The organism is Dyella sp. Tek66A03 (assembly GCF_052567735.1).
In genome coordinates this window covers 2,607,900-2,629,001 of record NZ_CP199584.1, presented here as the reverse complement: position 1 = coordinate 2,629,001, position 21,102 = coordinate 2,607,900, and the positions used below count along the sequence as shown (strand labels likewise).

General features: G+C 61.3%; 19 protein-coding genes. 10 read left to right on the top strand and 9 right to left on the bottom strand.

Features of this window, described 5'->3' with window-relative positions:
- The first annotated feature begins 174 nt into the window (after nucleotides 1–174).
- The gene (locus ACT01B_RS11550) at nucleotides 175–1,158 is read left to right on the top strand and encodes an MBL fold metallo-hydrolase (RefSeq protein ID WP_445143406.1); all 984 of its coding nucleotides are present in this window, start codon (nucleotides 175–177) and stop codon (nucleotides 1,156–1,158) included.
- A 681-nt stretch (nucleotides 1,159–1,839) separates the two neighbouring features.
- Here ACT01B_RS11550 and ACT01B_RS11545 read toward each other — a convergent pair.
- Nucleotides 1,840–2,610 (bottom strand): alpha/beta hydrolase, encoded by a 771-nt coding sequence (locus tag ACT01B_RS11545; RefSeq protein ID WP_445143405.1) that lies wholly within the window; start codon nucleotides 2,608–2,610, stop codon nucleotides 1,840–1,842.
- A gap of 145 nt (nucleotides 2,611–2,755) precedes the next feature.
- On the bottom strand, nucleotides 2,756–3,274 hold the full coding sequence (locus ACT01B_RS11540) for a Dps family protein (RefSeq protein WP_445143404.1): 519 nt from the start codon (nucleotides 3,272–3,274) through the stop codon (nucleotides 2,756–2,758).
- A gap of 295 nt (nucleotides 3,275–3,569) precedes the next feature.
- Between ACT01B_RS11540 and ACT01B_RS11535 the strand changes: the two genes are divergently transcribed.
- A complete protein-coding gene (locus tag ACT01B_RS11535) occupies nucleotides 3,570–4,388 on the top strand; it encodes a helix-turn-helix domain-containing protein (RefSeq protein WP_445143403.1) in 819 nt (272 codons plus the stop codon).
- Nucleotides 4,389–4,790: 402 nt separating this feature from the next.
- On the opposite strand, the gene ACT01B_RS11530 is transcribed toward ACT01B_RS11535, so the two are convergent.
- Nucleotides 4,791–5,081 (bottom strand): hypothetical protein, encoded by a 291-nt coding sequence (locus ACT01B_RS11530; RefSeq protein WP_445143402.1) that lies wholly within the window; start codon nucleotides 5,079–5,081, stop codon nucleotides 4,791–4,793.
- 629 nt (nucleotides 5,082–5,710) lie between these two features.
- On the opposite strand from ACT01B_RS11530, the gene ACT01B_RS11525 reads away from it, so the two are divergent.
- Both ACT01B_RS11525 and ACT01B_RS11520 read left to right on the top strand, forming a co-directional pair.
- Nucleotides 5,711–6,097, top strand: coding sequence for a TraR/DksA family transcriptional regulator (locus tag ACT01B_RS11525; RefSeq protein WP_445143401.1), 387 nt, complete (start codon nucleotides 5,711–5,713; stop codon nucleotides 6,095–6,097).
- A 134-nt stretch (nucleotides 6,098–6,231) separates the two neighbouring features.
- Nucleotides 6,232–7,818, top strand: coding sequence for a Na+/H+ antiporter (locus ACT01B_RS11520; protein WP_445143400.1), 1,587 nt, complete (start codon nucleotides 6,232–6,234; stop codon nucleotides 7,816–7,818).
- 176 nt (nucleotides 7,819–7,994) lie between these two features.
- On the opposite strand, the gene ACT01B_RS11515 is transcribed toward ACT01B_RS11520, so the two are convergent.
- From ACT01B_RS11515 to ACT01B_RS11505, 3 genes are read right to left on the bottom strand one after another with little or no spacing between them, the layout of a single operon-like run.
- Entirely contained in the window at nucleotides 7,995–10,280 is a 2,286-nt protein-coding gene (locus ACT01B_RS11515) for a molybdopterin cofactor-binding domain-containing protein (RefSeq protein WP_445143399.1), read from the bottom strand.
- Nucleotides 10,277–10,768, bottom strand: a complete 492-nt coding sequence (locus ACT01B_RS11510; RefSeq protein WP_445143398.1) for a (2Fe-2S)-binding protein — start codon at nucleotides 10,766–10,768, stop codon at nucleotides 10,277–10,279. Before ACT01B_RS11510 ends, ACT01B_RS11515 begins: the two co-directional genes overlap by 4 nt.
- Nucleotides 10,765–12,030 carry a c-type cytochrome gene (locus ACT01B_RS11505; protein ID WP_445143397.1) on the bottom strand — a complete coding sequence of 422 codons (1,266 nt, stop codon included), beginning with the start codon at nucleotides 12,028–12,030 and terminating at the stop codon, nucleotides 10,765–10,767. Before ACT01B_RS11505 ends, ACT01B_RS11510 begins: the two co-directional genes overlap by 4 nt.
- Before the next feature lie 263 nt (nucleotides 12,031–12,293).
- Between ACT01B_RS11505 and ACT01B_RS11500 the strand changes: the two genes are divergently transcribed.
- A complete protein-coding gene (locus tag ACT01B_RS11500; protein WP_445143396.1) occupies nucleotides 12,294–12,491 on the top strand; it encodes a hypothetical protein in 198 nt (65 codons plus the stop codon).
- Complete coding sequence (locus tag ACT01B_RS11495; RefSeq protein WP_445143395.1) at nucleotides 12,488–12,841, top strand: UBP-type zinc finger domain-containing protein; 354 nt, start codon at nucleotides 12,488–12,490, stop codon at nucleotides 12,839–12,841. The genes ACT01B_RS11500 and ACT01B_RS11495 overlap by 4 nt, the downstream gene beginning before the upstream one ends.
- Nucleotides 12,842–13,373: 532 nt before the next feature.
- Here ACT01B_RS11495 and ACT01B_RS11490 read toward each other — a convergent pair.
- The 3 genes from ACT01B_RS11490 to ACT01B_RS11480 form a co-directional block, all read right to left on the bottom strand.
- Nucleotides 13,374–14,507, bottom strand: a complete 1,134-nt coding sequence (locus ACT01B_RS11490) for an FAD binding domain-containing protein (protein ID WP_445143394.1) — start codon at nucleotides 14,505–14,507, stop codon at nucleotides 13,374–13,376.
- 5 nt (nucleotides 14,508–14,512) lie between these two features.
- Entirely contained in the window at nucleotides 14,513–15,709 is a 1,197-nt protein-coding gene (locus ACT01B_RS11485) for an MFS transporter (RefSeq protein ID WP_445143393.1), read from the bottom strand.
- Nucleotides 15,710–15,956: 247 nt separating this feature from the next.
- Nucleotides 15,957–16,418 (bottom strand): MarR family transcriptional regulator, encoded by a 462-nt coding sequence (locus ACT01B_RS11480; RefSeq protein WP_445143392.1) that lies wholly within the window; start codon nucleotides 16,416–16,418, stop codon nucleotides 15,957–15,959.
- Between the two features lie 116 nt (nucleotides 16,419–16,534).
- Here ACT01B_RS11480 and ACT01B_RS11475 point away from each other — a divergent pair, with 116 nt between their 5' ends.
- The 4 genes from ACT01B_RS11475 (at nucleotide 16,535) to ACT01B_RS11460 (ending at nucleotide 21,028) form a co-directional block, all read left to right on the top strand.
- Nucleotides 16,535–17,443 carry an SDR family NAD(P)-dependent oxidoreductase gene (locus ACT01B_RS11475; RefSeq protein ID WP_445143391.1) on the top strand — a complete coding sequence of 303 codons (909 nt, stop codon included), beginning with the start codon at nucleotides 16,535–16,537 and terminating at the stop codon, nucleotides 17,441–17,443.
- On the top strand, nucleotides 17,440–18,051 hold the full coding sequence (locus ACT01B_RS11470) for a M17 family peptidase N-terminal domain-containing protein (protein ID WP_445143390.1): 612 nt from the start codon (nucleotides 17,440–17,442) through the stop codon (nucleotides 18,049–18,051). The genes ACT01B_RS11475 and ACT01B_RS11470 overlap by 4 nt, the downstream gene beginning before the upstream one ends.
- A 318-nt stretch (nucleotides 18,052–18,369) precedes the next feature.
- Entirely contained in the window at nucleotides 18,370–20,052 is a 1,683-nt protein-coding gene (locus ACT01B_RS11465) for an FAD-dependent oxidoreductase (protein WP_445143389.1), read from the top strand.
- A gap of 355 nt (nucleotides 20,053–20,407) precedes the next feature.
- Nucleotides 20,408–21,028 carry a response regulator transcription factor gene (locus ACT01B_RS11460; protein ID WP_445147469.1) on the top strand — a complete coding sequence of 207 codons (621 nt, stop codon included), beginning with the start codon at nucleotides 20,408–20,410 and terminating at the stop codon, nucleotides 21,026–21,028.
- Nucleotides 21,029–21,102: the final 74 nt, after the last annotated feature.

Sequence of the window (21,102 nt, the reverse complement as noted above, 5' to 3'; positions counted from 1 at the left end):
TCGAGGTCGACCGGCGCGAGATACAGCTTTTGACATGAGCGCACATCTTGACAGCGTATGGGCATATTCTGGACTATCTAGTCCCAAATGTGAAACCCCGCTTTCTCCCATGCCTCGCTGGTGCAACGCCGCGAGGTGCAACGTTGCTTCCCTACAGACAATAAGGTCACGAGAATGAAATCTTCGGGTGTGTTGATGCGTGCCAGCCTTGCAATGGCCGTGATCCTTGGCTTGGGCGCCGTGGCAGCGCCAGTGCAGCAGGTCCAAGCGGCGGCAGCGCAGGTCAGGAAGTCCGATGCGGCGTACTACCGATTCATGCTCGGGAAGTTCGAAGTCACAGCGCTTTTCGATGGCACGACGCCGTTGCCAGTCGACCAACTGCTGACCCAGACCACACCTGAGCAGGTGAAGAAGGTCCTTGCGGCAAACTACATCAGCTCGCCTTACGAGATGAACTTCAACGCTTTTCTGATCAATACCGGCGACAAGCTCGTGCTGATCGATACCGGTGCAGGCGCACTGTTTGGTCCTAACTTGGGCAAAATGATCGATGCGCTAAAGGCTTCCGGCTACACCCCTGCGCAGGTGGACGAAATCTACATCACCCACATGCATCCCGATCACGTCGGCGGCCTGGTGGCTGACGGCAAGGCCGTGTTCCCCAATGCCATCGTGCGCGCCGACAAGCGCGAGGGTGACTTCTGGTTGAGCCAGGCCAATTTGGACAAGGCCGGGAAGGATGAAAAGGGCTTCTTCCAGGGTGCCCAGGCTGCGCTCAAGCCGTATGTAGACTCCGGCAGGTACAAGCCGTTCGATGGCGCCACGGAGCTGGTGCCTGGCATCAAGTCCATGCCGCTGCCCGGTCATACGCCTGGTCACGCAGGTTATCTGGTGGAGAGTGAAGGACAGAAGCTGCTGGCCTGGGGCGACGTGATTCACGTGGGTGCGGTGCAATTCGCACAACCCAGCGTCACCATCCGTTTCGACGCCGACAGCAAGTCCGCGGAGGCCGCCCGTCTGAAGCTGATGGCCGATGCCGCCAAACAGGGATACTGGATCGCCGGCGCCCACTTGTCGTTCCCCGGCGTGGGCCACATCCGCGCCAACGGCAACAACAGCTATACCTGGATTCCGGCCAACTACAGCGCTATCCACTAAGCGCGAACAGCACGAAGAGCCCGGGGCAATACTTGTTGCCCCGGGCTTCAACGAGACGCACCTTGCTGCGCAGGCGGGCCATCGGATGGGACGAATCGTTGCAATCACGCCTTGAGTCGACGGCATTGAGGCAAGGTGGCGGAAGTTGTGCGCCAAACGAAGCAAGTCACTGTTTTGGAAACAGCGCTTTCAGAGGAGGAGATCTCAAGATGCCCGTTAACCTCCCGCGCGTACCTCGGGGCAGGGTGATTAGAGAGGGTTGTCGTGGGTACAGCGCACTGTCGCTGAAGCGGCCAAGGTGCATCTCGATCTAGATGCGCGCGGGACCGCGGGTAAGACTCTGCTGATCCCTGATGGATTTCTTGCTGGCTTGCGCTTTCACTAACTCAGGGAAGTAACTCGCGTTCGCCGTCAGGTATGCCTTCGTGTCGGCCGGCGATTCAACGTCAGCAGGCCACAATCGTTCTCAGTCGCGCAAGCGATTCCTTCACGATCCTCCCGTAGCTGCGCCCCTCGGATTCGCCAACCCATTGTGCAAACGCGACCCGAAAGACGGCGATGGCGGCCTCGGCCGCGAGGCTCGCATCCGGCTCGCCGACACCCGTATCCGACCTCCAAGTGGCGGCTGCAACATGGCGACGGGCAGAGCGGAGCGACGATTCGCTCCGCTCCGTCAGGCACTCACTTCTTGCCGAGGGCCGCCTGCTCAATCAGCTTGGCGACCGCTTTTGGTTGCGAGACATAGATCGCGTGACTCCCTGCAACCTCAACGACTGTCGCACCCGCGCGCTTGGCCATCATCTGTTGTGCCGGGGGCGGGATCATGTGGTCTTCGGTGGTCACCATGTACCAGCTCGGCTTGGTCTTCCATGCCGGATCCGTCACCATGCCGCCCAATGCGTTTACACCCCACGGAACTTGTGATGCGGCCATGAATTCCGCTTCGTCGGCCGGGACATCGCCCGCAAAAGCGGCTGCGAACTTAGCGCGATCAAGGAGCAAAAAGCCGTCCTGCGGTGGCAGAATCGGCGGCTGCGGCGCGCCTGGCGCAGGGTGAGAGATCATCGATTGCACCGATTCGCCCTTATCCAGGGCGAACGCCGTGATGTAGACCAGGCTCTTGACCTTGGGGTCAGTACCGGCTTCGGAGATCACAGCACCACCGTAGGAGTGACCGACGAGAACGACGGGGCCATCCTGCTGGGCGATAGCACGCCTGGTGAACGCGACGTCATCGGCAAGCGAGGTGGTCGGGTTCTGCACGATGGTGACGTTGTAGCCGTCCTTTTTGAGGATGTCGTACACCTTCTGCCAGCCGGAACCATCGACGAAGCCGCCGTGCACGAGGACAACGTTCTTGGCGGCCGGGGCCGGATTCACGCTGGCGGCGTTGGAAGCGGGCGTCACGGCCATGGCGACGGCAGTGGCGAGGGCAAGAAACTTGAGGTTCATAGGAATTCTCCAGGCAGTGGTTAGATGAACGACATGGCGGACATGCTTCCGCGGATCGACCAGGGATACGGCAACACTGGTTTAGGAACCTCCTAGGCCATAAAGCGCGGCGACCAGTGAGCGCTCATCGGAGCGCAGCGATGCGTCACGAGCTTTGTTCTCTTGTCGCAATCGGGGCGGATTCGGCCGGGCGGCGAGCCTCGTAGAGGTGCCAAAGACGTTCTTCGGCCTGGTCGATCCAGGTGTCCAGCAAGCCGCTGGTCGCCGTATCCCCGTACTCATCACACAGACCATGTGACTCACGTAGACAAGTCAGCAGCTGCTGGTTGTCTTCCTGCAGGATTTCGAATATCCGAAGAGCCTGCAGATCCGCATCGTTGCAGTCGACAATGCGCTGCCGGCGAGCGATGTCGCCGACCGAGGTAATCGTCTTACCACCAAGTTTGCGCATGCGCTCGGCAAGTGGTTCGAGGACCGCCGCCATGGCAGCGCCGTGTTCGTCGAGCAAAGCGTGGTGCTCACGAAAATTGGGGCCTGGCACGTGCCAGTGAAACCCTTTTGTTTTGACAAAGAGCGCAAAATAGTCCGCGAGCAGTGCGTTTAATGCACTCGTCAGTTCACTGATCGCCAGCGGACTGAAGTCTGGATTGACGTGCTGGCCCACAGGGGCAGACCCTTCTTGGGACATCCTGGCCACGGCTCTCGCCTTTGGTGCTCGCTCGGGAAGGCCAGTGTCGTATTCTCCGGTGCTGCCGTTTGGCAGATTTCGGACGGGCTTGGATGGTTTACGCCATGGTGTTGCGGCAAAGATTGACGTCCTAGACGCCAGCCTATGATCCTTGACATACCGCGTTGGAGGGGACGTTATGGGGAGTGGACCCAGTGACGGCAGCTCGCTGAAAACGTTCGAACTTCCCGAGGCTCCTCGCCTCGTGCTCAAGGATTTTCAGAAGGCGTCCATGGCGCTCACCGAGGTGCGATCGCCGGCTCAGCTTGGGCTGACGACCTCGATTCCCTACGATGACGCCTTCCTCGTGCAATTGCGGATGATGGCGTGCCAGGGTGTTGAGTACTTTTCCGAGGGAAAGCATCTCGAAGGTATTGATCGAAGCTCTGGGGTCATCCAATTCCACGACCTTCGGCGCAATCCGGTAGCCGTCCTGAACGACCCGTTCCATGTCCTGCACATCCGTATACCTCTGCGTGCGTTGAGTGCGGTCGCAGATGACATGCACTCGCTGCCGATTGACGAGTTGCAGCTCAGTCCTAGCCAAAGCGTTCGTGACACCGTGTTGCGGAGTTTGTTTCTTGCGCTTCGCCCGGTGCTGAACAAGCCTGAGGAAGTGAGCACCCTTTTCATCAGCCACGTGACGCTCGCATTGACCGCGCACATTGCGCACAAGTACGGCGGCATCCGCGACCGTTCCAAGGCGCCGCGCGGCGGCCTCGCGGCTTGGCAAGAACGCAAGGCGCGCGAATTTCTCGATGCCTCCATCGATGGCGATATTTCGCTCAGTCGGCTTGCCGTGGAATGTGGCTTGTCTGCGCGACATTTCGCGCGAGCATTTCAGCAGTCGCTCGGCGTGCCACCCTATCGATACTTACTGAAGCGGAGAGTAGAGCGCGCTAAGGATTTGCTTGAGCGAAGCTCGTTGTCCTTGCTCGATATCGCACTGGCATGTGGCTTTGCCGACCAAAGTCACTTCACCCGTGTGTTCCGCGCATCTATTGGCACTACGCCAGGGGCGTGGCGACGCATGCGATTTGGTGGAAAGTAGCCCGACGAGTACATCAGGGCAGGGACCGTTCCTGTGGATTCCCGGGCGGCGTAATGTCCGCCGGCATGTCAGGGCGCTGAGTCGTACCAGCAGCGGCCCGTAGGGTTGTCCTCTTTGGCGGGGCCACAGTCTTAGACATCATGGGCACTCCACTGGCGAGCAGGCTCAAGTACGCCAGGCTGTCGCGTGTCACATCCGGCACCCGTCACCTGGTGGTAACGCGCAACGCATGTGTATCCATTGAGATGAAAGCGACGTTCCCCCAGTTTTGAGCAGTACTGCGATTTGGAGTCCAATCTGGGGAAGAGCGATCAGAGGAGGTTATCGCGGGTACGTCTATTAATTTTCGGCTTGCTTGATAGGTGCCGCGCCTTACGCGCGGCACCTAAGCCTTTCCTACGCTTACTTGCCCTCGGGAACGAGGTTGGCCAGCTTGCCTTTCTTGTCGAACTGGCAGGTGAAATTTTTCTTGCCATCCATGCCTGCGTCGGCGGTACCAGCGATCGTGTAGCCGGCGTCGGCGGGCTGAATCGGCTGTAGCTGGATGTAGTCATTCTTCACGTCGAATTTTTTAGCTGCAGCATCCAGGCAGTGGGTCGTCAGTTTGCCGGGATCGGGTCGGTCGGAAGCAATGGCGTTCGAGATCAGCACAAGCCCGAGGGAAGCGGCCAAGAGCAGGGAAGAATTACGCATGGGTTTATCTCCTTGATCGGCACCAGGCCGGAGTCGTTGCCAGAGCGAGTGTGCCTTTCGATTCCTTGCGCCAAGATGAACCGCGTGCACCAAGATCGTCATAATGACGTCTTTTCAATGTGCGTCGAATTCGCAGCGGTCAGGCACCTGGTACCTGGTGTGGCGATTAATGGGGGCTCTTGCATGGAGTTGCTGGCCCGGTCGATTAGGGATAGTTAACGCAGGTACGTGGCGCGCCTTCCTACAAGTGCATCGCAAGGAAGACCTTCGACGGTTTAGGCGAGATCTTCCTGCGCCGCGCCGTGTGTTCTGTCCCCAGCGGGCCTACCTGATCGGGTAGACAAGTTTTGCCGCGACGGGGATACCTATTCCTGGCTTGATGAGAAATCATCGCAGTCGGCGATCCGCGCCGGCTTTCGCGTCCGCTTGACCGGTGGCTTCGCCTGCACGGGCGTAGCGCGCGATCGGGTTCACAGCGTCGTCTGTCGCCGTCATGCGGCAGGCAGTTGGCCGCCAAGAATTGTTGAAGGACTGCCCGTTGAACGGGGCTCGTGCGGTTAAGCGACCTTTGGCGCGAGCATGGATCGACCTAACGTTGGAACGTTGTTTTTGGGACAGGAGAGGCGGCAATGAGTGAGCGTGAACAGGCGCAGAAGCAAGGGCAGTTGGATGAGCATTTCCTGGAAGCGCAGCGGGCGCGCTTGCTCAAGCTGCGCGATGAACTGGTGAAGGTGGCGGATGTCGCTGGCCGGGAGGAGGAAACCGTTCAATTCGAAGCCGGCGGCGAAGCCCGCGACGACGCTGACGGCGCCGAAGGCATGGCGATCCAGGAGAATGACGAAGCCATCTTTCGCCGCAACCTTCAGCGGCTTGAAAAGGTGCAGCGTGCGCTCGATCGGCTGGAGCAGGGCACTTATGGCTTGTCGGAAAAGAGCGGCAAATCCATCCCCAGGGATCGACTGCTCGCCATACCGGAGGCAACGGTGACCCTGGATGAAGAGAATCGTCGAGGCTGACGAAGTCAGCCGTTGCTCTTCCGCTGGGCATTTCCCGGCGCGCACGCTGTTGCGCAGAGATGAGTGGACCGCCACCGCTTTTGCCGGAGGGGTCGCCTCGCCCGGAGGCTCGATGGATTGGGAGGCGAGAGCTGATGGATAAAGTCGCACTCTTTCACTACCTGCTGGCCCTTGTCTTTGGAGCGGGAGTGCTGACCTGGCTTGCCGACCGCATGGCATTGGCGCCGGCGGTCGTGCTGTTGCTGGGAGGCTCAGCGGTCGCGTTGATCGGCAAGTATCCGGGGGTGGACATGGACCCGGGCCTGGTCATGGTGGCGATGCTTCCGCCGCTGCTGATGTCCAGTTCTTTCTATACCGCGTGGAAGGACTTCCGGCGCGAACTGATACCCATCATGTCACTCGCCCTGGGCGCCGTGGCCTTTACCACGGCGGCCGTGGCCGTGGCCGCGCGCCTTGCCTCGCCGGCACTGCCTTGGCCCGCCTGCTTCGCGCTCGGCGCCATCGTCTCTCCTCCCGACGCGGTGGCCGCCAAGACCATGCTTCAGCGTTTCTTGCTTCCCACGCGGCTGGTGACCGTGCTGGAAGGGGAAAGCCTTATCAACGATGCCTCGGGTTTGGTGCTCTACCAAATGGCGATCGCTGCCGCGATGGCCGGTCAATTCACGCTCGGTGGCGCCGCCGTCACGTTCGCGGGGCTCGTGCTGCTCGGTACTGCGGTTGGCGTGGCTTGTGGGCAGGTTCTGGTCTGGCTGATCCGGCGATTGAGTAATCCAACCTATAGCATCGTGCTGACCTTCCTGATGGCCTGGTCCAGTTATGGCTTCGCGGAGCACGTAGGCGGGTCGGGCGTACTTTCGGTGGTCATGTGCGGCCTCGTCCTTGGCGTCAGTCAACACCAGGCGTTCAACGCCCAGACGCGCATCAAGGCGGAGGCCACCTGGGAAACCATGGTCTTCGTCCTCGATGCGCTGGTGTTCATTCTGATCGGGCTGGCGCTGCATGGCATCCTGGGCCGAATGGATGGCACGACGGCGACGCTGAGGAACGGCGTGATGGTGGCCCTGGCCGCCACGGGCGCCGTCATCCTTGCCCGGTTCCTGTGGGTAGCCGTGGCCATCTGGCTGCCATCCCGGCTGGCCTCGCGCATGAATCCATCGGTTCGCCCCTGGCCCCTGGGGGAGGCGATCGTCCTGGGTTGGGCGGGCATGCGCGGTGTCGTCAGCCTGGCCGCCGCGCTGGCCTTGCCGATGGCCTTTGCCGGTCGCGACATCGTCGTTTTCAGCACCTTCATCCTTATCTTTGCCACGCTGGTCGTGCAAGGACTTAGCCTTCCCTTGCTCCTGCGCGTGCTGAAGCTGCGTGCGACGCACGGTGGAGCGATCCTGTCCGAATTCGAGGCGAGAGCGAGGGCGTTCCGGGCGGCTCTGGCTGAGCTGAAGAGCATTCGCGAGCGCGGGAGAGAGTGGGACGCAGGCATCATCGACAGCCTTGTCCAAGAGTATGAGGGGCGGGTGCAAAGCAACGAGAACTCGGGCACCAAGGGCCCCGAGTACGTACAGCGGCGGTCGAAGTACCTGCGCCTCGAGCTCGACCTGGTGGGCAGGTCACGTGGCGAGCTCCTGAAGTTGCATCACGAAGGGCGAATTCCCAACAAGGCCCTTCATCGGCTGGAGGCCGAACTGGATCTGGAGGAGCTCAGGCTGCATCGGCTGCTGGAGTGATGGCTCTCGTGAAACCGGGCGGGAGCCACAGCTGGGTGCCGGCCGGGGATCTCGCCGAGGGTGGCGCGGACTGCGCCGTCTTCTGCAAAGATCCATCGGCCTCGCCGCTGAGTTCCTCGTCGCTCTTCCAGGAGATACGGCGCTCGTTCGTCGCCCCAATGCCTGGATGAAACAGGTCAGGCAAAAATAGGCGAGTCGGGACGAGCCACGGGCAAGTGCACTGGCCGTCGCCCGGTGATGCGCTTGAGGGCATTGATCAGGGCCGCGGCCGTCGGCGCCTGAGCAATTTCCGCGGCACCGAGAAATGGAGCGCCGGGGCGGTCGATCATTTCGACCTCGATGGTTTGAGGGGCCTGTGGAAAGCGGGTGATCGGATAGCTCGACCAATCGACGCTCTGCACGCCGGCCTCGCCGATCATCACCTGCTCATAGAGCGTCCAACTCGATGACTGCACGATGCCGCCCTCGATCTGGTTCTTGAGTCCATCGGGGTTGACGATCTGGCCGCAATCGACGGCAGCGACCACGCGGATGATCTGCACGGAGCGCGCCGCCTTGTCGAGCTTGATCTCCATGGCGATGGCGCAGTAGCCCATCAGATTCTTGTACTGGGAGAAGGCGAATCCTATGCCGTGCCCCGCAGGCAAAGGCCTGGCCAGGCTCCAGTCGAAACGGCTCACGGCACGCTGGATGACGTCGCGCGCGCGCGGGTCATCCAGATGCTGAAGCCGGTACGCCACGGGGTCCTTGCCGAACTGTTCGGCAAGGTCGTCCATCAAGCCTTCAATCGTGGTGACGTTGATGTGCGCGCCGAGCGATCGCATCGCCGAGGTGCGAAACGGCATGTCTGTAATGAAGTGCATGTCCACCCGCACGGATGGAATGCGATAGAGCGGCATGGCATTCCGGTCGGCATCGCCTTCAGGTTGCGGAATAGGCGCAGGCGGGTTGGGTTCGATGGGCTTGGCCAACAAGGTCGCTGGCATCAGGCGTCCCGCATTGACGATGCGCGAGTTGTGCGCCGTGCTCCACAGCGCGTGATGCCAGGACTGGAGTTGCCCCTGGGCGTCCGTGGTGGCGTTGATCTCCGTAAGCATGGCGGGCCCCAGCGGTTCCCATCCCGCTTCTTGGTCGCGCATCCACTGGACCCTCACCGGGCGGTTGGGCGTGCGATAAGCCAGGATCGCGGCATCGCAAGCGGCATCGTCGGCGCCGTTGTGGCCATAGCAGCCGGCGCCTTCGGTGTGGATGCAGCGCACTTTTTCCTTGGGCAGCCCCAGCAGTTCGGCGATGCCGGCCCGCAAGGGGAAGACGCCCTGGGAATGCGTCCACACGGTCAGCATGTCATCCCGATAGACCGCCACCGCACAGGAGGGGCCGATGGATCCATGAATCACATACTGCTTGGTCATGCCCAGGCTGCGCGTGGATGCAAGCGGTGCGCCTTGCTGTGCGGCGGAGTCGGTGGTCTGGATCTGCTTGACCGGTCCGCTGTTGTCGCGCGTTGTTACGTAAACGCGCGCGGGCAGCGCTTTCAGTGTCGCGTGAATGCTGTCGTTGGTCGGATACGTTCGCGTCATTCGCCATTTGGTGTGCTCGCGCAACGCCCTCATGGCCTTGATCGCCTCCCATTCCCGCTCGGCGAGAACGGCAAGGAAATTGCCGTCGCGCACGACCTTGACCACGCCCGGCATGCCTTCGACAGTGCGGGTGTCGATCTCCTCCAGCTGGGCATCGGCGTTGGGTGGCCGAATGACGCGCGCATGAAGCATGCCCTCGAGCCGCAAGTCCTGCACGTAGGCCGCGCCGCCCATCACCTTGGCGAGAATATCGACCCGCGGAATGGAGTGACCGATGTAGCGGTAGCTCGTGGGATCGCTGGTCGGCGAAACAGGTTTGGCCCGCTGGTGGAGGTTGACTCCCTGCGCCGCCTCCTCGTACGTCATCTGGCGCCCATCGGCGGAGCGGATGACGCCGTCGCGAAGCATGAGGTCCTTGGTCGCCACGCCGAGCTTGGCTGCTGCCGCCTCGAGCAACAGTTCCCGCACCTGGATCGCCGCGTGATAGATCGCGGTGCCTCCATCGGCGATGGAATGGCTGCCGGCGGTGTATCCCTCGTCCGGCGTCAGCGCCGTGTCGGCCGTGACGAACTTGAACTTTTCCAGGGGCATGGCCAATTGATCGGCAGCAATCTGCCAAAGCGCCGTGCGTATGCCCGTGCCGAGTTCCACCTTGCCACTGCAAACCGTCACACCTTGCGCATCGATCTTGATCCACGAATCAAGCACAGGGTCGAGCTTGAGGTCGCCGGGAAGGTCGGGCGCCAGAACGGTCGCGCCCAGCGTGTTCGCCTCCCCCGCGAATGCGCGCCACGCGCCGAACACCGCAAAGCTGACCATGATTCCGCTGCCTGCAAGGAACGCTCGGCGACTCTTGTTGACCGGAGCTTCGGTGCTGTTCATGCGTGCTCCCTGACGGGGTTCGCAGCGAGAAGCTTTCCTTGTGCGGCCACCTGGCGGATCGCGGCGAGGATGCGCATATGCGTGCCGCAGCGGCAAAGATTGGGGGCCATGTGCTCGCGAATCTCCTGTTCGGTCGGATGGGCGATCTGTTCGAGCAGGGCCTGCGCACGCATGATCATGCCAGCGATACAGTAACCGCACTGCACAGCCTGGTGGTCAATGAAGGCCTGCTGGAGCGGGCCGGGACGCTCTGCCGTGCCAAGGCTTTCAAGAGTGCGCACTTCCCTTGATCCCACGGACGACACGGGGAACAGACAAGAGAAGACGGGGCGACCATCCACCAGTACCGTACACGCCCCGCATTGCCCCATGCCGCAGCCGAATTTCGCACCGTTGAGCTTTAGGTGATCTCGAAGCACATAGAGCAGCGGGGTGTCCGGGGTAACCTCCAGCGGTTGCACCTGGCCGTTGACGTTGAGATGGATCATGGGTTCTGCTCCCGAAGCTCTGGAACATGCTTGTCCAGCTCTGGCCATGGTGCGGATTGGGGTGAGGTTGATCGCAAATAGGCGGCCAAATCGGCGACTTGCTGATCCGTCAGCACATCGGCGAATGGGGGCATGTACGCAGTGCGATCAGGCTGCGCCGGCCAGGCCAGGCCCTCGCGTATCGTCATCACGAGATTTCTCGGGGTAGCGGCATAGAGCGCCGAACTCATGGTCAGGGCCGGGCGTCCCATGGTGTCTCGCATCGGTGAGCCTTCGCCATGACACTCGGCACAGGCGCCTGTGAACACTTGCTTGCCGCGATCGATGCGTGCCGCCAGATCGCCAGGCGTCACCCGGAATTTTTCGACACGCCATGGTCGTTGAATGGACAGCAGGTAAGCTGCGATGGCTTCGACATCCTCGCGCGGCACCCGTCCCAGATTCTCGGTGACCGGGCGCATAGGTCCAGCGGCGGCACCGTGCGCACTGGCAAGACCGGTGCCCAGGTAATCGACAATTTGCTGGCCCGCCCATGGGTGGGGCGAAGCAGCCAGTTGGTCGAGAGCAGGTGCCGACCATTGATCGACAACGCCGCCTTGCATGTACGCGCGGTGTCTCTCACCGCCAATGATGCCCATCGGGGTATGGCAGGAGGAACAGTGGCCAAGACCTTCCACCAGGTATTTGCCGCGATCAGCGGGCGAGTCGCTCGCTGCCGGTTGCGGGCCTTCCCGCAGATACAGCAGGTTCCAGAAGGCCAGCGAGGGCCGGAAGCGCAAGGGCAGGAGCAACTCATTGGTCTTGGCAGGAGCGTAAACCGCCGGATGCGTCATGAGAAAGGCGTACGCCGCCTTGATGTCATCGTCCGTAACCTTGGTGTAGTGGATATAGGGGAATGCGGGGTAGAGCAGATGTCCATCGCGCGAGACACCTTGACGCAGGGCGCGGCGGAAAGCTTCGAACGACCAGGTGCCAATGCCAGTCGCGCGGTCCGGTGTGATGTTGGTCGTGTAGAGGACGCCGAAGGGCGTCTTCAGTGGCAGGCCGCCAGCGTAGTCGGCACCGCCCGGCGACGTGTGACACACGATGCAGTCGCCCAGCGCGACGACACGCGAGCCTTGGGCTACTAGCGTTGACATCAAAGCCACATCGGGCTTGTCCACCGGATCAAGGGACGGCTTGAACGCCAGGGCGGCAAACAGGCCTGCCCCGATCGTCAGCACAGCGACGACCGTCGCCAATGCCTTACCTTGCTTCTTCATGCTCATCTCCTGCGGCAGAGATTGCGGGTGAGATGGCGTCGTGACAGAAACCTCCAAGACAGGTTAGTAAACTCGTTAGCGCACGTCGAAGAGAATACCCATACAGGCAATTTGCGATACTCGAAATGGTTGCGTTCCCGCTGCCATCGGTAGCGTCTGGCGAACGGCCGGGGCGACCTCGCGCTATTTCACCCGATTGGGCATTGAGCGGCCCCTTGCCAAGCGGATAGCTTTTGGGTGGGTGTCTTTGGGAGGGTGCACAAATGACTGCGATCAACGAAGGCGCCTTGAACCTGCAGGTTGAAGGAGCGGCTGTGGCCCGCGATAAAGGAAGCCTTCGTGTCCTGATTGTGGAAGACCATCCCGTCATGCGGGAAGGCTTCACGCTGTCCATTCAAACGTATGGGGACCTTCTACGGGATCTCAGTAGCATTTCAGATGTCAGGGGAGTTGAGGCATGAAGACCGACGAGACCGGAATCAACGCCAGCGCCGCGCCGAGTGGTGACGGCTGCGTAGAATGCCTGCGGACCGGAGGCTGGTGGTTGCACCTGCGCCGCTGCGCTCTGTGTGGCCACATAGGGTGCTGTGATAATTCGCCGGCCCGACATGCGACGAAGCATTTTCATGCGACCGACCATCCCGTCATTCGCAGCTTTGAGCCCGGCGAGGTATGGTTCTATGACTATCGCAATGACGATTTCTTCGACGGCCCGCCCTTGCATCCGCCCTTGTCCCATCCTTTGAATCAGCCGGCCCCCGGGCCGCGCGGGAAAGTTCCAGAGAACTGGGAACAGCTGCTCAACCCCTAGGGATGCTCTGATTAACTCTGCGCAGGCGGCATGATGTCCAGAAGGCCCGCAGGGTGTGTTGCGCGGCGCCGGGAAGACTGGTCGTCTTGCCAAGCCGCGCGGCGCAGCCTGCGGGCCTTCTGGACATCACCCCATCGCTTTGAATTCACTACGTTGGGGCCGGCTCTGTCTGTCCGCATCCCTTCGGTGCGCCGGCTCGACAGACGTCCAGTCTGCCTTCCTCGCTCCTCAAGGCCGAGGACATCCATGTCCTCTCCCTGCGTGCGCCGTCACCCCTGTGGTCTGCGAACAGACAGAGCCGGTGACGCCTGCGCAGAGTTAATCAGAGCATCCCTAGACTTGTCGTAGGTGCGAGACGCATCTTCTTGGGGAGGGTTGGGTGCGCGGCCATATGACGCGCGACGACGATCTCAACCACGAATCGAGGAAGCCAAGATGACCCATCCTTTGCCACTCATTACGTCCGCCGACTGAGTACGGTTGCTGGTGCGGCAAGTGTTGAGGAAATGACGCGAGAGGATGCATTTCCCGCTCAACGAGCCAGCGACAGATTTCGCCCAAGGCGGCGGCCGTAGTCGACGATGGCATATCCTTGGGTCATGCGAGCCTTCTCATAAGCGGCTAACGCCTCGTCGATGGGGCAACCGGTCATCGCCGCGGCGAGGGTCATGGCGTCACCCGCCGCTTTCGCAATGCCCATGGCCGTGTGAGGCCGGGCAATGAACGCCGCATCTCCGAGTAGCACCAGGCGCTGGTTGATCATGCGAGGCGTTTCGTAATCGTAGATGGGTTGCACGAAAGGCTGCGCTTCCGCGGCAACCGCAGCCGCAAACGAGGAGGGGAGCAGGGCGCTTGCGTCGGCACGCAACTGATCGCGAATCGCTCCGGGCAACTCGCCAGGCCCAAGTGACAAGGCGCTGCTACGGCCGGCGCGTTCCAGTAGATCGTGCAGGTGCCCAGAAGGCATTGTCCGATACCAAACCCAGTTATAGCGCCGCTCTCCGGGCGTCGTCTGACCTTCCGAGCCAGGGATGAGATAGCCGAGCGCATGCATGCCTTCGCCAAAATGAAAGGCCATGCGTTCGAACAACTGCACCTTCGCCTGTTCCGGCATCGCTTCCTCTGGTACCAGGCCTCGCCAGGCGACGTAGCCGGCGTAGTCCGGGAGAATGCCCTGCGAACCGTCGCCATTGACATAGTTGCGTACGGTCGAGCCTTGCCCGTCGGCCCCGATCAGTACGTCGAACGTCAGGGCGCGGCCATCGGCCAACGAGACCTGGGCACTCTGTGCGGAAGGTGTTACGGATTCGACCGCGGTCCCCGTCAAGTACAGCTGTTCTGGAAGCAACTGTCGGAAGCCGTCATAGAGAAGGTCCCAGGACATCTGCATCTGCGGTCGATTTTCGCGACTGATCACCTCGCCGCCGGTGTCGAGGACGATGCGCTCGTTGGCCCAGACGCCCAGCTCCGCCAGGTGAGCACGCCCGACCTGGCCAAGAATCCGCGTGACCTGCTCCTGCACCACCAGCCCGGCGCCTCGCCGGGCAAGGCCGTGGCGTGCGCGCTCCATGACCGTGACCTGGTGTCCTTGCCGATGGAGAAGGACGCCTGCGAAGAGCCCTCCGACCGAACCTCCGACGATGCCGATGCGCAGATGCGTGGACATGGCGCTCACTCCACCACACCAGCGACGCGTCGCGGGCGCCAGTGCAGCAGGCTCGTGGCCAGCGCGCCTAGGGGTAGCACGCCGCCAAACACACATACGCCTGTCCAGCCGTATCGACTCCACGCCCACGATGCGACCAATGAGCCGAGGGCGCCACCGACAAACATGGTCGTCATGAAGAGTGTATTGAGGCGACTCTTGTACTCGGGGTGGATGCCATAGATCAGATGCTGGTTGGAAACCAGCGCGATCTGCACGCCGAAATCCAACACGATCACGCCGACGACCAAGCCCCACAGGCCCGGCATGAAAGCGAAGATGATCCAGGCAAAGATGGTGGTGGCGGCACCCAGGGCGATGACCGGCGCAGGCCCCTTGCGATCAGCGACGCGTCCGGCAATCGGAGCCATCGCCACGCCAACAGCCCCTACGATGCCGAACAGGCCAGCCACGGCGGCACCTAGGTTCAGCGAAGGCTGTGCCAGGCGAAGCGCAAGCATGGTCCAGAATGCGGAGAACGATGCAAACAGCAATGCCTGCGTCATGGCGGCTCGCCTGAGCGCGGGCTCGCCAGTCCAGAGCTTGCCAAGCGAGGCCATGAGTTCGCCGTAGCGCAGCGGGTGTCGGGGATGGTGCGCGGGCAGCGAACGCTGCATGAGGATGGCTCCGAGGACGGCGACGGGCGCCGCCATCCAGAACATCGATCGCCATCCCGAGATGCTGGAGATCAGGCCTGCCAGCGTTCGGCTGAGCAGAATGCCGGTCAGCAGGCCGCTCATGACGCTACCAATGGCCGCGCCGCGCTTCTCCGGCGCCGCGAGGATGGCAGCAAAGGGCACGATCTGCTGCGCAACCGTAGCGGTCGCTCCCACCAGCATCGATGCCAAGGCCAGCGCTGTGAGCCCCGGCGCCACGGCCGCGAGCATCAAGGCAACCGCCAGGAGAAGGAACTGCACGACGATAAGCCGGCGACGTTCAAACATATCGCCCAACGGCAAGAGGAGCAGAAGGCCCGCTGCGTATCCCAGCTGTGTAAGCGTCGGGATCCAACCGCTGACGCGGGCATCGCCCAGGCTGTGACTCATGAGGTCCAGCATGGGCTGGTTGTAGTAGATGTTCGCCACGGCCAGGCCGGCAGCCAGGGCCATGGCAAAGAGCGTGCGCTTGGGAAGGTGCGGCGACGATACGCTGTGATCAGCCATGGTGGAACGTCCCGTGCAAAATAGTTGGTGGGATGCAAGCGCGAGGCGGCATGGCCAAGGTTTACCATCCAGTGGCAAGCTTGGCAGTACCCAAATGGGTGAGATGTCGCTGTCCGGTCGAGCGGTTGGCGCGACACACCGCTTGTCGTTCAACTCAAAGCTGGGAATTTGGCCGTTCGTTGTAGTTGCCGATATCCGCCTCGCCCCGAAGCCGATCCTCCTATCGCGCACTCTTTACTTGTATCAGTTACTCGCCCATCACATTGAATTGGCGAAGCATTCCCGTGAACCGTCGCAACTCACTATCGTTCCACCGCTTGGTACGCTCATAGAAGGCGAGTCCTCGCTGCTTAAGGGCCAAATTAAGCCGGGATCGACCCTCACGAGTTAGCGAGAAAATGGCGCTGCGCCGGTCCTCGGAACTGGCTTCGCGCTCGACAAAACCAAGTCGCTGAAGCTGGACTAGCAAGCGGCTTGTTGCGCTTCGATCCATCCCCACGTTGGCAGCAATGGTGCTCGACGCCGCAGGGCCGTGTGCATGCAGCCAACGGGCGACGTGAAACGCCGCAGGTTGCAAATCTTCGTTGAAGCAGGCGGCGGCTTGATTGGCCAGTGCGTGAGCGGCGGTAAGCAAGATATTGAGCTGCTCGCCGAGATCAAGCTCCAGTGCGCGACGGGTTTTGGGTATCGGTGATGGTGTGGCTTTCACGCACATTCTCCAGCCAAGCAGCGCCATGGTGGTAGTTATCTATTCTTACACGGGTATATGATGGATTAATATCCATTAAATGGCATACTACCCACGTCCATTGTAGGAGACAAGAAATGATGGAGCTGCCGACTATTGTCTTGACCGGAGCCACGGGCGGGCTGGGACAGCTTGCCGCGGTCGAACTCGCACGGCGCGGCGCGCACCTGATACTGATAGCTCGCGACAAGGCAAAGGCTGAAGGTGTTCGGGCGCTCATAGTGGCAACAGCGCCACAATCCACGGTGGAAATATTCCTCGCCGATCTATCGAGCATGAGCGACGTGCGTCGTGTTGGCACCGAAATCGCTGCGGCACACCCAACGGTTGACGTACTCGTCAACAATGCGGGCCTACATGCTTTCGAGCAGAGGATCACCGTTGATGGCTTCCCGATCATGGTGGCCGTCAACTATCTCGCCCCTTGGTTGCTCACCCAGTTCCTGCGTCCTGCATTGATCGCGGCGGCCAGCTCGCGAGGGGAAGCGCGCGTGGTGACCGTGGCGTCGGAGGCCGCTCGTCGCCACGGCAGGCTCGCTTTGCCAGGGGATCTGACCGACACATCGCCGTTCACCGCCCTCGGGTCCTCACCGCTCTATGGAAAGACCAAGCTGCTCGATGTCATGTTCTCCCAGGAGCTCGCGCGACGCCTGGAGGGCACCGGGGTAAGCGCCAATGCGCTGTGCCCCGGCTTCAACGCCACTGGGTTAGGTCGCGAACTTCGTTTTTCCGCGCCACTGGAGCGCTTGCTTCGCACGCTTCGTATCGGTGATCCGGCAAAGGGAGCTGGCATCATAGTTCGCCCTGCCGTCGATCCCGAGTTTCGTAGAACCAGCGGAGGATACTTCTCCGTCAAGGGAGGCAAGCCGCTCACGCCAGCATGGCCCGGTGGAGATCAGGAGCTCCAGGCAAGGCTTTGGGTGCAGACGGAGCAGTTGCTGGCAACTTGGACAAGGAATCTATCGCATTGCAGGTCATGCCCATGACTGAGCAGCGAACAATTGGGGTCTTCCATGATGTGTCCATCGCCGTCGCCGCCTGGGACGGCGCTGGAGCGGCTGTCGACTTGTCTTTTGCCTGCATGTTTGAGCGCGAAATCACCGGTACCGGTCCGACGGGCGGACTGCGCCATCTGGACGACGCGCTCGGTGGCGCACTGACTGAGCTTCGTCGCGCCGGATACTTTCGGGCGAACCCCATGGAGACGCTTCTTGTCAGTAGACCGCCGGCGCCTGTCGTCGCTCGGGCTGTCATGGTGGTGGGCCTCGGTGACCCATCCGTTTGGTCACCTGCGGTTACCGCGGCGGCGGCGGCGACAGCGGCTCGGGCCGCCGTTCAGCAAAAGGCACTGAGCGCGGCATTTGCCCCAAGCCTGCTTGACGCGGGGTTGGCGCCAAGCGCTACGAGCGGTGTCGCGGCCGTGATGCTGGCGGCGGTGGCCGGTGCGATTGCAGCACAGGTGCGGATAGCCGCCATCGGCCTGGCCCCGCCGCTGTCACTTCGCCAATGGGTATTCGATGTCGGCGCGGCACATTTTGACACGGTGGCCGAACAGTTCCGGCTGGCACTAGAGAGACTCGATCCTGCCGCCTAATGGCGGCGGTTTGGACGGCCAACCGTCACTTCCCTTACTCCCGTCGCAGGGTGGCGGCTTGTTGACCCTCTTGGTCACCTAGCGGCTTGCAGGGGTAACGCATCGGCAGTTCAACGGGTTGAGTCGGCTGGAATCGCTGACCTTGGTCAGCTGGTGATGTAAGCATCGGCACGATCTACCCAATCGGGGATATTCATCCTTGCGTGCTGCGCTATCTTGAGGGGATGGTTTGCCGGGCGATGGGCTTCGCGTGAGGCGTGCCTATGCCCTCGACGCTAACGAACCTTATTCATCTCATCCTTGACAGCGAGATGCATCATGCAAGACGAGTCGCGCAACACGACCTACATCGCGCCTGAGCTTGAGCCCGACCCTGACACACGCGGTGCACAGCGATTCCCCCGTCTGGCCGACGAGATGGCCGGGCGTATCGCGCCTTATGGCGAGGTCGAGCAGGTGCCGGCCGGCACGACACTGTTCGAGCGCGGTCAACGCGGCGCGGATTTCTTTTTCGTGCTGGAAGGTGGCATCGAAATCATCGATGTCGACAATGAAGGCCAGCCGCAAATAGTCACTACGCATACACGCCATCAATTCACTGGCGAGCTGGACCACTTCAATCAACGAATGATTCTGGTATCAGGGATCGCGATGGTTGAAAGTCGCTTGATCCGTATCACGCGCGATAACTTCCGCAGACTGGTCAGCGGAGAGCCGGACATCGGCGAAATCATCATGCGTGCGTTCATTCTCCGCCGTCTGAACATAATCGAGCAGGGCATTGGCGGCGTTGTTTTGATAGGGCCGGGCCATGGCGCTGACATACTGCGGCTGCAGCGATTTCTGGTTAGGAACGGTTACCCGCATAGGCTTATCGATACCGATATCGACCCGAAGGCCGCCGGCCTGCTCGATACGTTCGATGTTCGTCCACATCTGTTTCCCGTGGTGATTTCACCAGACCATCAAATGTTGATGAACCCATCGACGGCGGAACTTGCCGACAGCCTGGGCTTGACCGAATCGTTCGAGCCCGGCCACGTCCACGATGTCGCCGTGGTGGGGGCGGGGCCGGCCGGCCTGGCTGCGGCGGTGTATGGCGCTTCTGAGGGCCTGGACACCATCGTGATCGAGGGCATGGCGCCGGGAGGCCAGGCAGGTACATCGTCGAAAATTGAGAACTATCTAGGGTTCCCCACTGGCATTTCCGGGCAGGCATTGGCGGGGCGCGCGCAAATTCAGGCGCAAAAGTTTGGCGCCCGCCTGGCCATCTCCCGCAACGTAACGCGCCTCCACTGTGCGTCGCAGCCTTACGAGCTGGAACTGGACGATGGACAGCGGGTGACAGCGCGCGCCGTCGTGGTCGCGACGGGCGCGCGCTATCGCAAACTCGATGTACCCAACTACGACCGGTATGAAGGGCAGGGTATTCATTACGCCGCCACACCCATGGAGGGGAAGCTTTGCGCTGGCGAGGAAGTGGTTGTGGTGGGTGGAGGAAATTCCGCAGGACAGGCCGCGGTGTTTCTGTCGCGCATCGCTGCGCATGTCCATATGCTGGTGCGCGGGACCGGCTTGGCAGCCACCATGTCCGATTACCTCATTCGGCGTATCCACCAATCGCCACGCATTACCCTGCATACCGAAACGCACATCGTGGGCTTTGAGGGAGACGACCGGCTGCAACAGGTGACGTGGTCCGGACGGAGCGATGGCTCACGTGTAACCCGCGCAGTCACCAATGTGTTCGTCATGGTCGGCGCCGAGCCGAACACAGACTGGCTCAATGGTTGTCTCGCACTGGATGCAAAGGGGTTTGTCATGACAGGCGTCGATGACGATGGCACGCCTACCTCCGTACCGTTTGCTACCAGTAAGCGCGGCATCTTCGCCGTGGGGGATGTGCGCAGCGGTTCAGTCAAGCGGGTGGCCTCCGGTGTCGGCGAAGGGTCGGTAGTGATCCAGGCTGTACATAACTTCCTGAATCCCGAGGCGGGTTGAATACCGATAGTCTCCACGCCGCAAGCATCGTGTCTCGACTCCGTGTCGATTGCCACAGGGCGTACCTCTGATCATGCATCTTGGTGAGGAACACGAGTTCGTTCCAAAGACAGCGCAGACCGCTATCAGAGAGGCACTTTCCAAAAAGCCAAACGCGAACGTGTACAGCTATCCGGGACGACGTCACCTTGGATTGCCCCCAAATCGCACTGCTACTCAAAACCGGAGGGGACGTCGGATCTACTCGATTGAGCATTGAACAGCGTCATGTTCTGCGTAATTGTGAGACGCTAACTGAAGGGCTCGTGTGAATCAGCCCTTCAGTCGTGGTAAGAGTGAAAAGGTGACGGGTCATATGGCCACTATTAGGGTGCTTATTGCAGATGACCACCCCATCATGCGTGATGGCTTGGCAGCGCTTATTGAAAGTGCGGCAGACATGACAGTTGTCGGGCAGGCAGTTGACGGCGCGGAGGCCATCGTTCGCTACCGCGAACTTCGCCCGGACGTAACCTTAATCGACCTGCAGATGCCTGGAGTGGATGGGCTGCAGGCCATTACTTCGGTCAAAAGTGAATTTCCAGAAGCGCGCGTTGTAGTGCTGACATCGTATCCAGGCGATGCTCGGGTGAAGGAAGCACTCTCGCGCGGTGCTAGTGCCTACTTGCTCAAGAGCGCGGCACGGGAAGAAATTTTGATGGCCGTACGCTCGGTGACTGGCGGAAAACGCGTCCTTGCCTCGGAACTGGCTGGTGATATCGCCTCTCACGCATGGTCGGAGATGCTTAGCGATCGCGAAGTGAGCGTGCTTCGGCTAGTTGCCATTGGCTATACCAATAAGCGCATTGCTGACGTTCTTTGTGTATCGGAAGACGCTGTGAAAGCACGGCTGAAGAACATCATGGCCAAGCTCGACGCGCTCGACCGGACGCATGCGGTCACATTGGCGCGCAATCGCGGTTTTCTCGATAGCTGATATTGTCATGGGTCGTCAGCGAGACACGCTGCCGGCGCCACGCACGCGTGTATAAGGCCTACCTGATCTAGTAG

Coding starts and splice junctions, on each gene's coding strand:
- ACT01B_RS11550 (WP_445143406.1), top strand. CDS start 175: ATGAAATCTTCGGGTGTGTTGATGCGTGCCAGCCTTGCAATGGCCGTG.
- ACT01B_RS11545 (WP_445143405.1), bottom strand. CDS start 2,610: ATGAACCTCAAGTTTCTTGCCCTCGCCACTGCCGTCGCCATGGCCGTG.
- ACT01B_RS11535 (WP_445143403.1), top strand. CDS start 3,570: ATGGCGCTCACCGAGGTGCGATCGCCGGCTCAGCTTGGGCTGACGACC.
- ACT01B_RS11530 (WP_445143402.1), bottom strand. CDS start 5,081: ATGCGTAATTCTTCCCTGCTCTTGGCCGCTTCCCTCGGGCTTGTGCTG.
- ACT01B_RS11525 (WP_445143401.1), top strand. CDS start 5,711: ATGAGTGAGCGTGAACAGGCGCAGAAGCAAGGGCAGTTGGATGAGCAT.
- ACT01B_RS11520 (WP_445143400.1), top strand. CDS start 6,232: ATGGATAAAGTCGCACTCTTTCACTACCTGCTGGCCCTTGTCTTTGGA.
- ACT01B_RS11515 (WP_445143399.1), bottom strand. CDS start 10,280: ATGAACAGCACCGAAGCTCCGGTCAACAAGAGTCGCCGAGCGTTCCTT.
- ACT01B_RS11510 (WP_445143398.1), bottom strand. CDS start 10,768: ATGATCCATCTCAACGTCAACGGCCAGGTGCAACCGCTGGAGGTTACC.
- ACT01B_RS11505 (WP_445143397.1), bottom strand. CDS start 12,030: ATGAAGAAGCAAGGTAAGGCATTGGCGACGGTCGTCGCTGTGCTGACG.
- ACT01B_RS11500 (WP_445143396.1), top strand. CDS start 12,294: ATGACTGCGATCAACGAAGGCGCCTTGAACCTGCAGGTTGAAGGAGCG.
- ACT01B_RS11495 (WP_445143395.1), top strand. CDS start 12,488: ATGAAGACCGACGAGACCGGAATCAACGCCAGCGCCGCGCCGAGTGGT.
- ACT01B_RS11490 (WP_445143394.1), bottom strand. CDS start 14,507: ATGTCCACGCATCTGCGCATCGGCATCGTCGGAGGTTCGGTCGGAGGG.
- ACT01B_RS11485 (WP_445143393.1), bottom strand. CDS start 15,709: ATGGCTGATCACAGCGTATCGTCGCCGCACCTTCCCAAGCGCACGCTC.
- ACT01B_RS11475 (WP_445143391.1), top strand. CDS start 16,535: ATGATGGAGCTGCCGACTATTGTCTTGACCGGAGCCACGGGCGGGCTG.
- ACT01B_RS11470 (WP_445143390.1), top strand. CDS start 17,440: ATGACTGAGCAGCGAACAATTGGGGTCTTCCATGATGTGTCCATCGCC.
- ACT01B_RS11465 (WP_445143389.1), top strand. CDS start 18,370: ATGCAAGACGAGTCGCGCAACACGACCTACATCGCGCCTGAGCTTGAG.
- ACT01B_RS11460 (WP_445147469.1), top strand. CDS start 20,408: ATGGCCACTATTAGGGTGCTTATTGCAGATGACCACCCCATCATGCGT.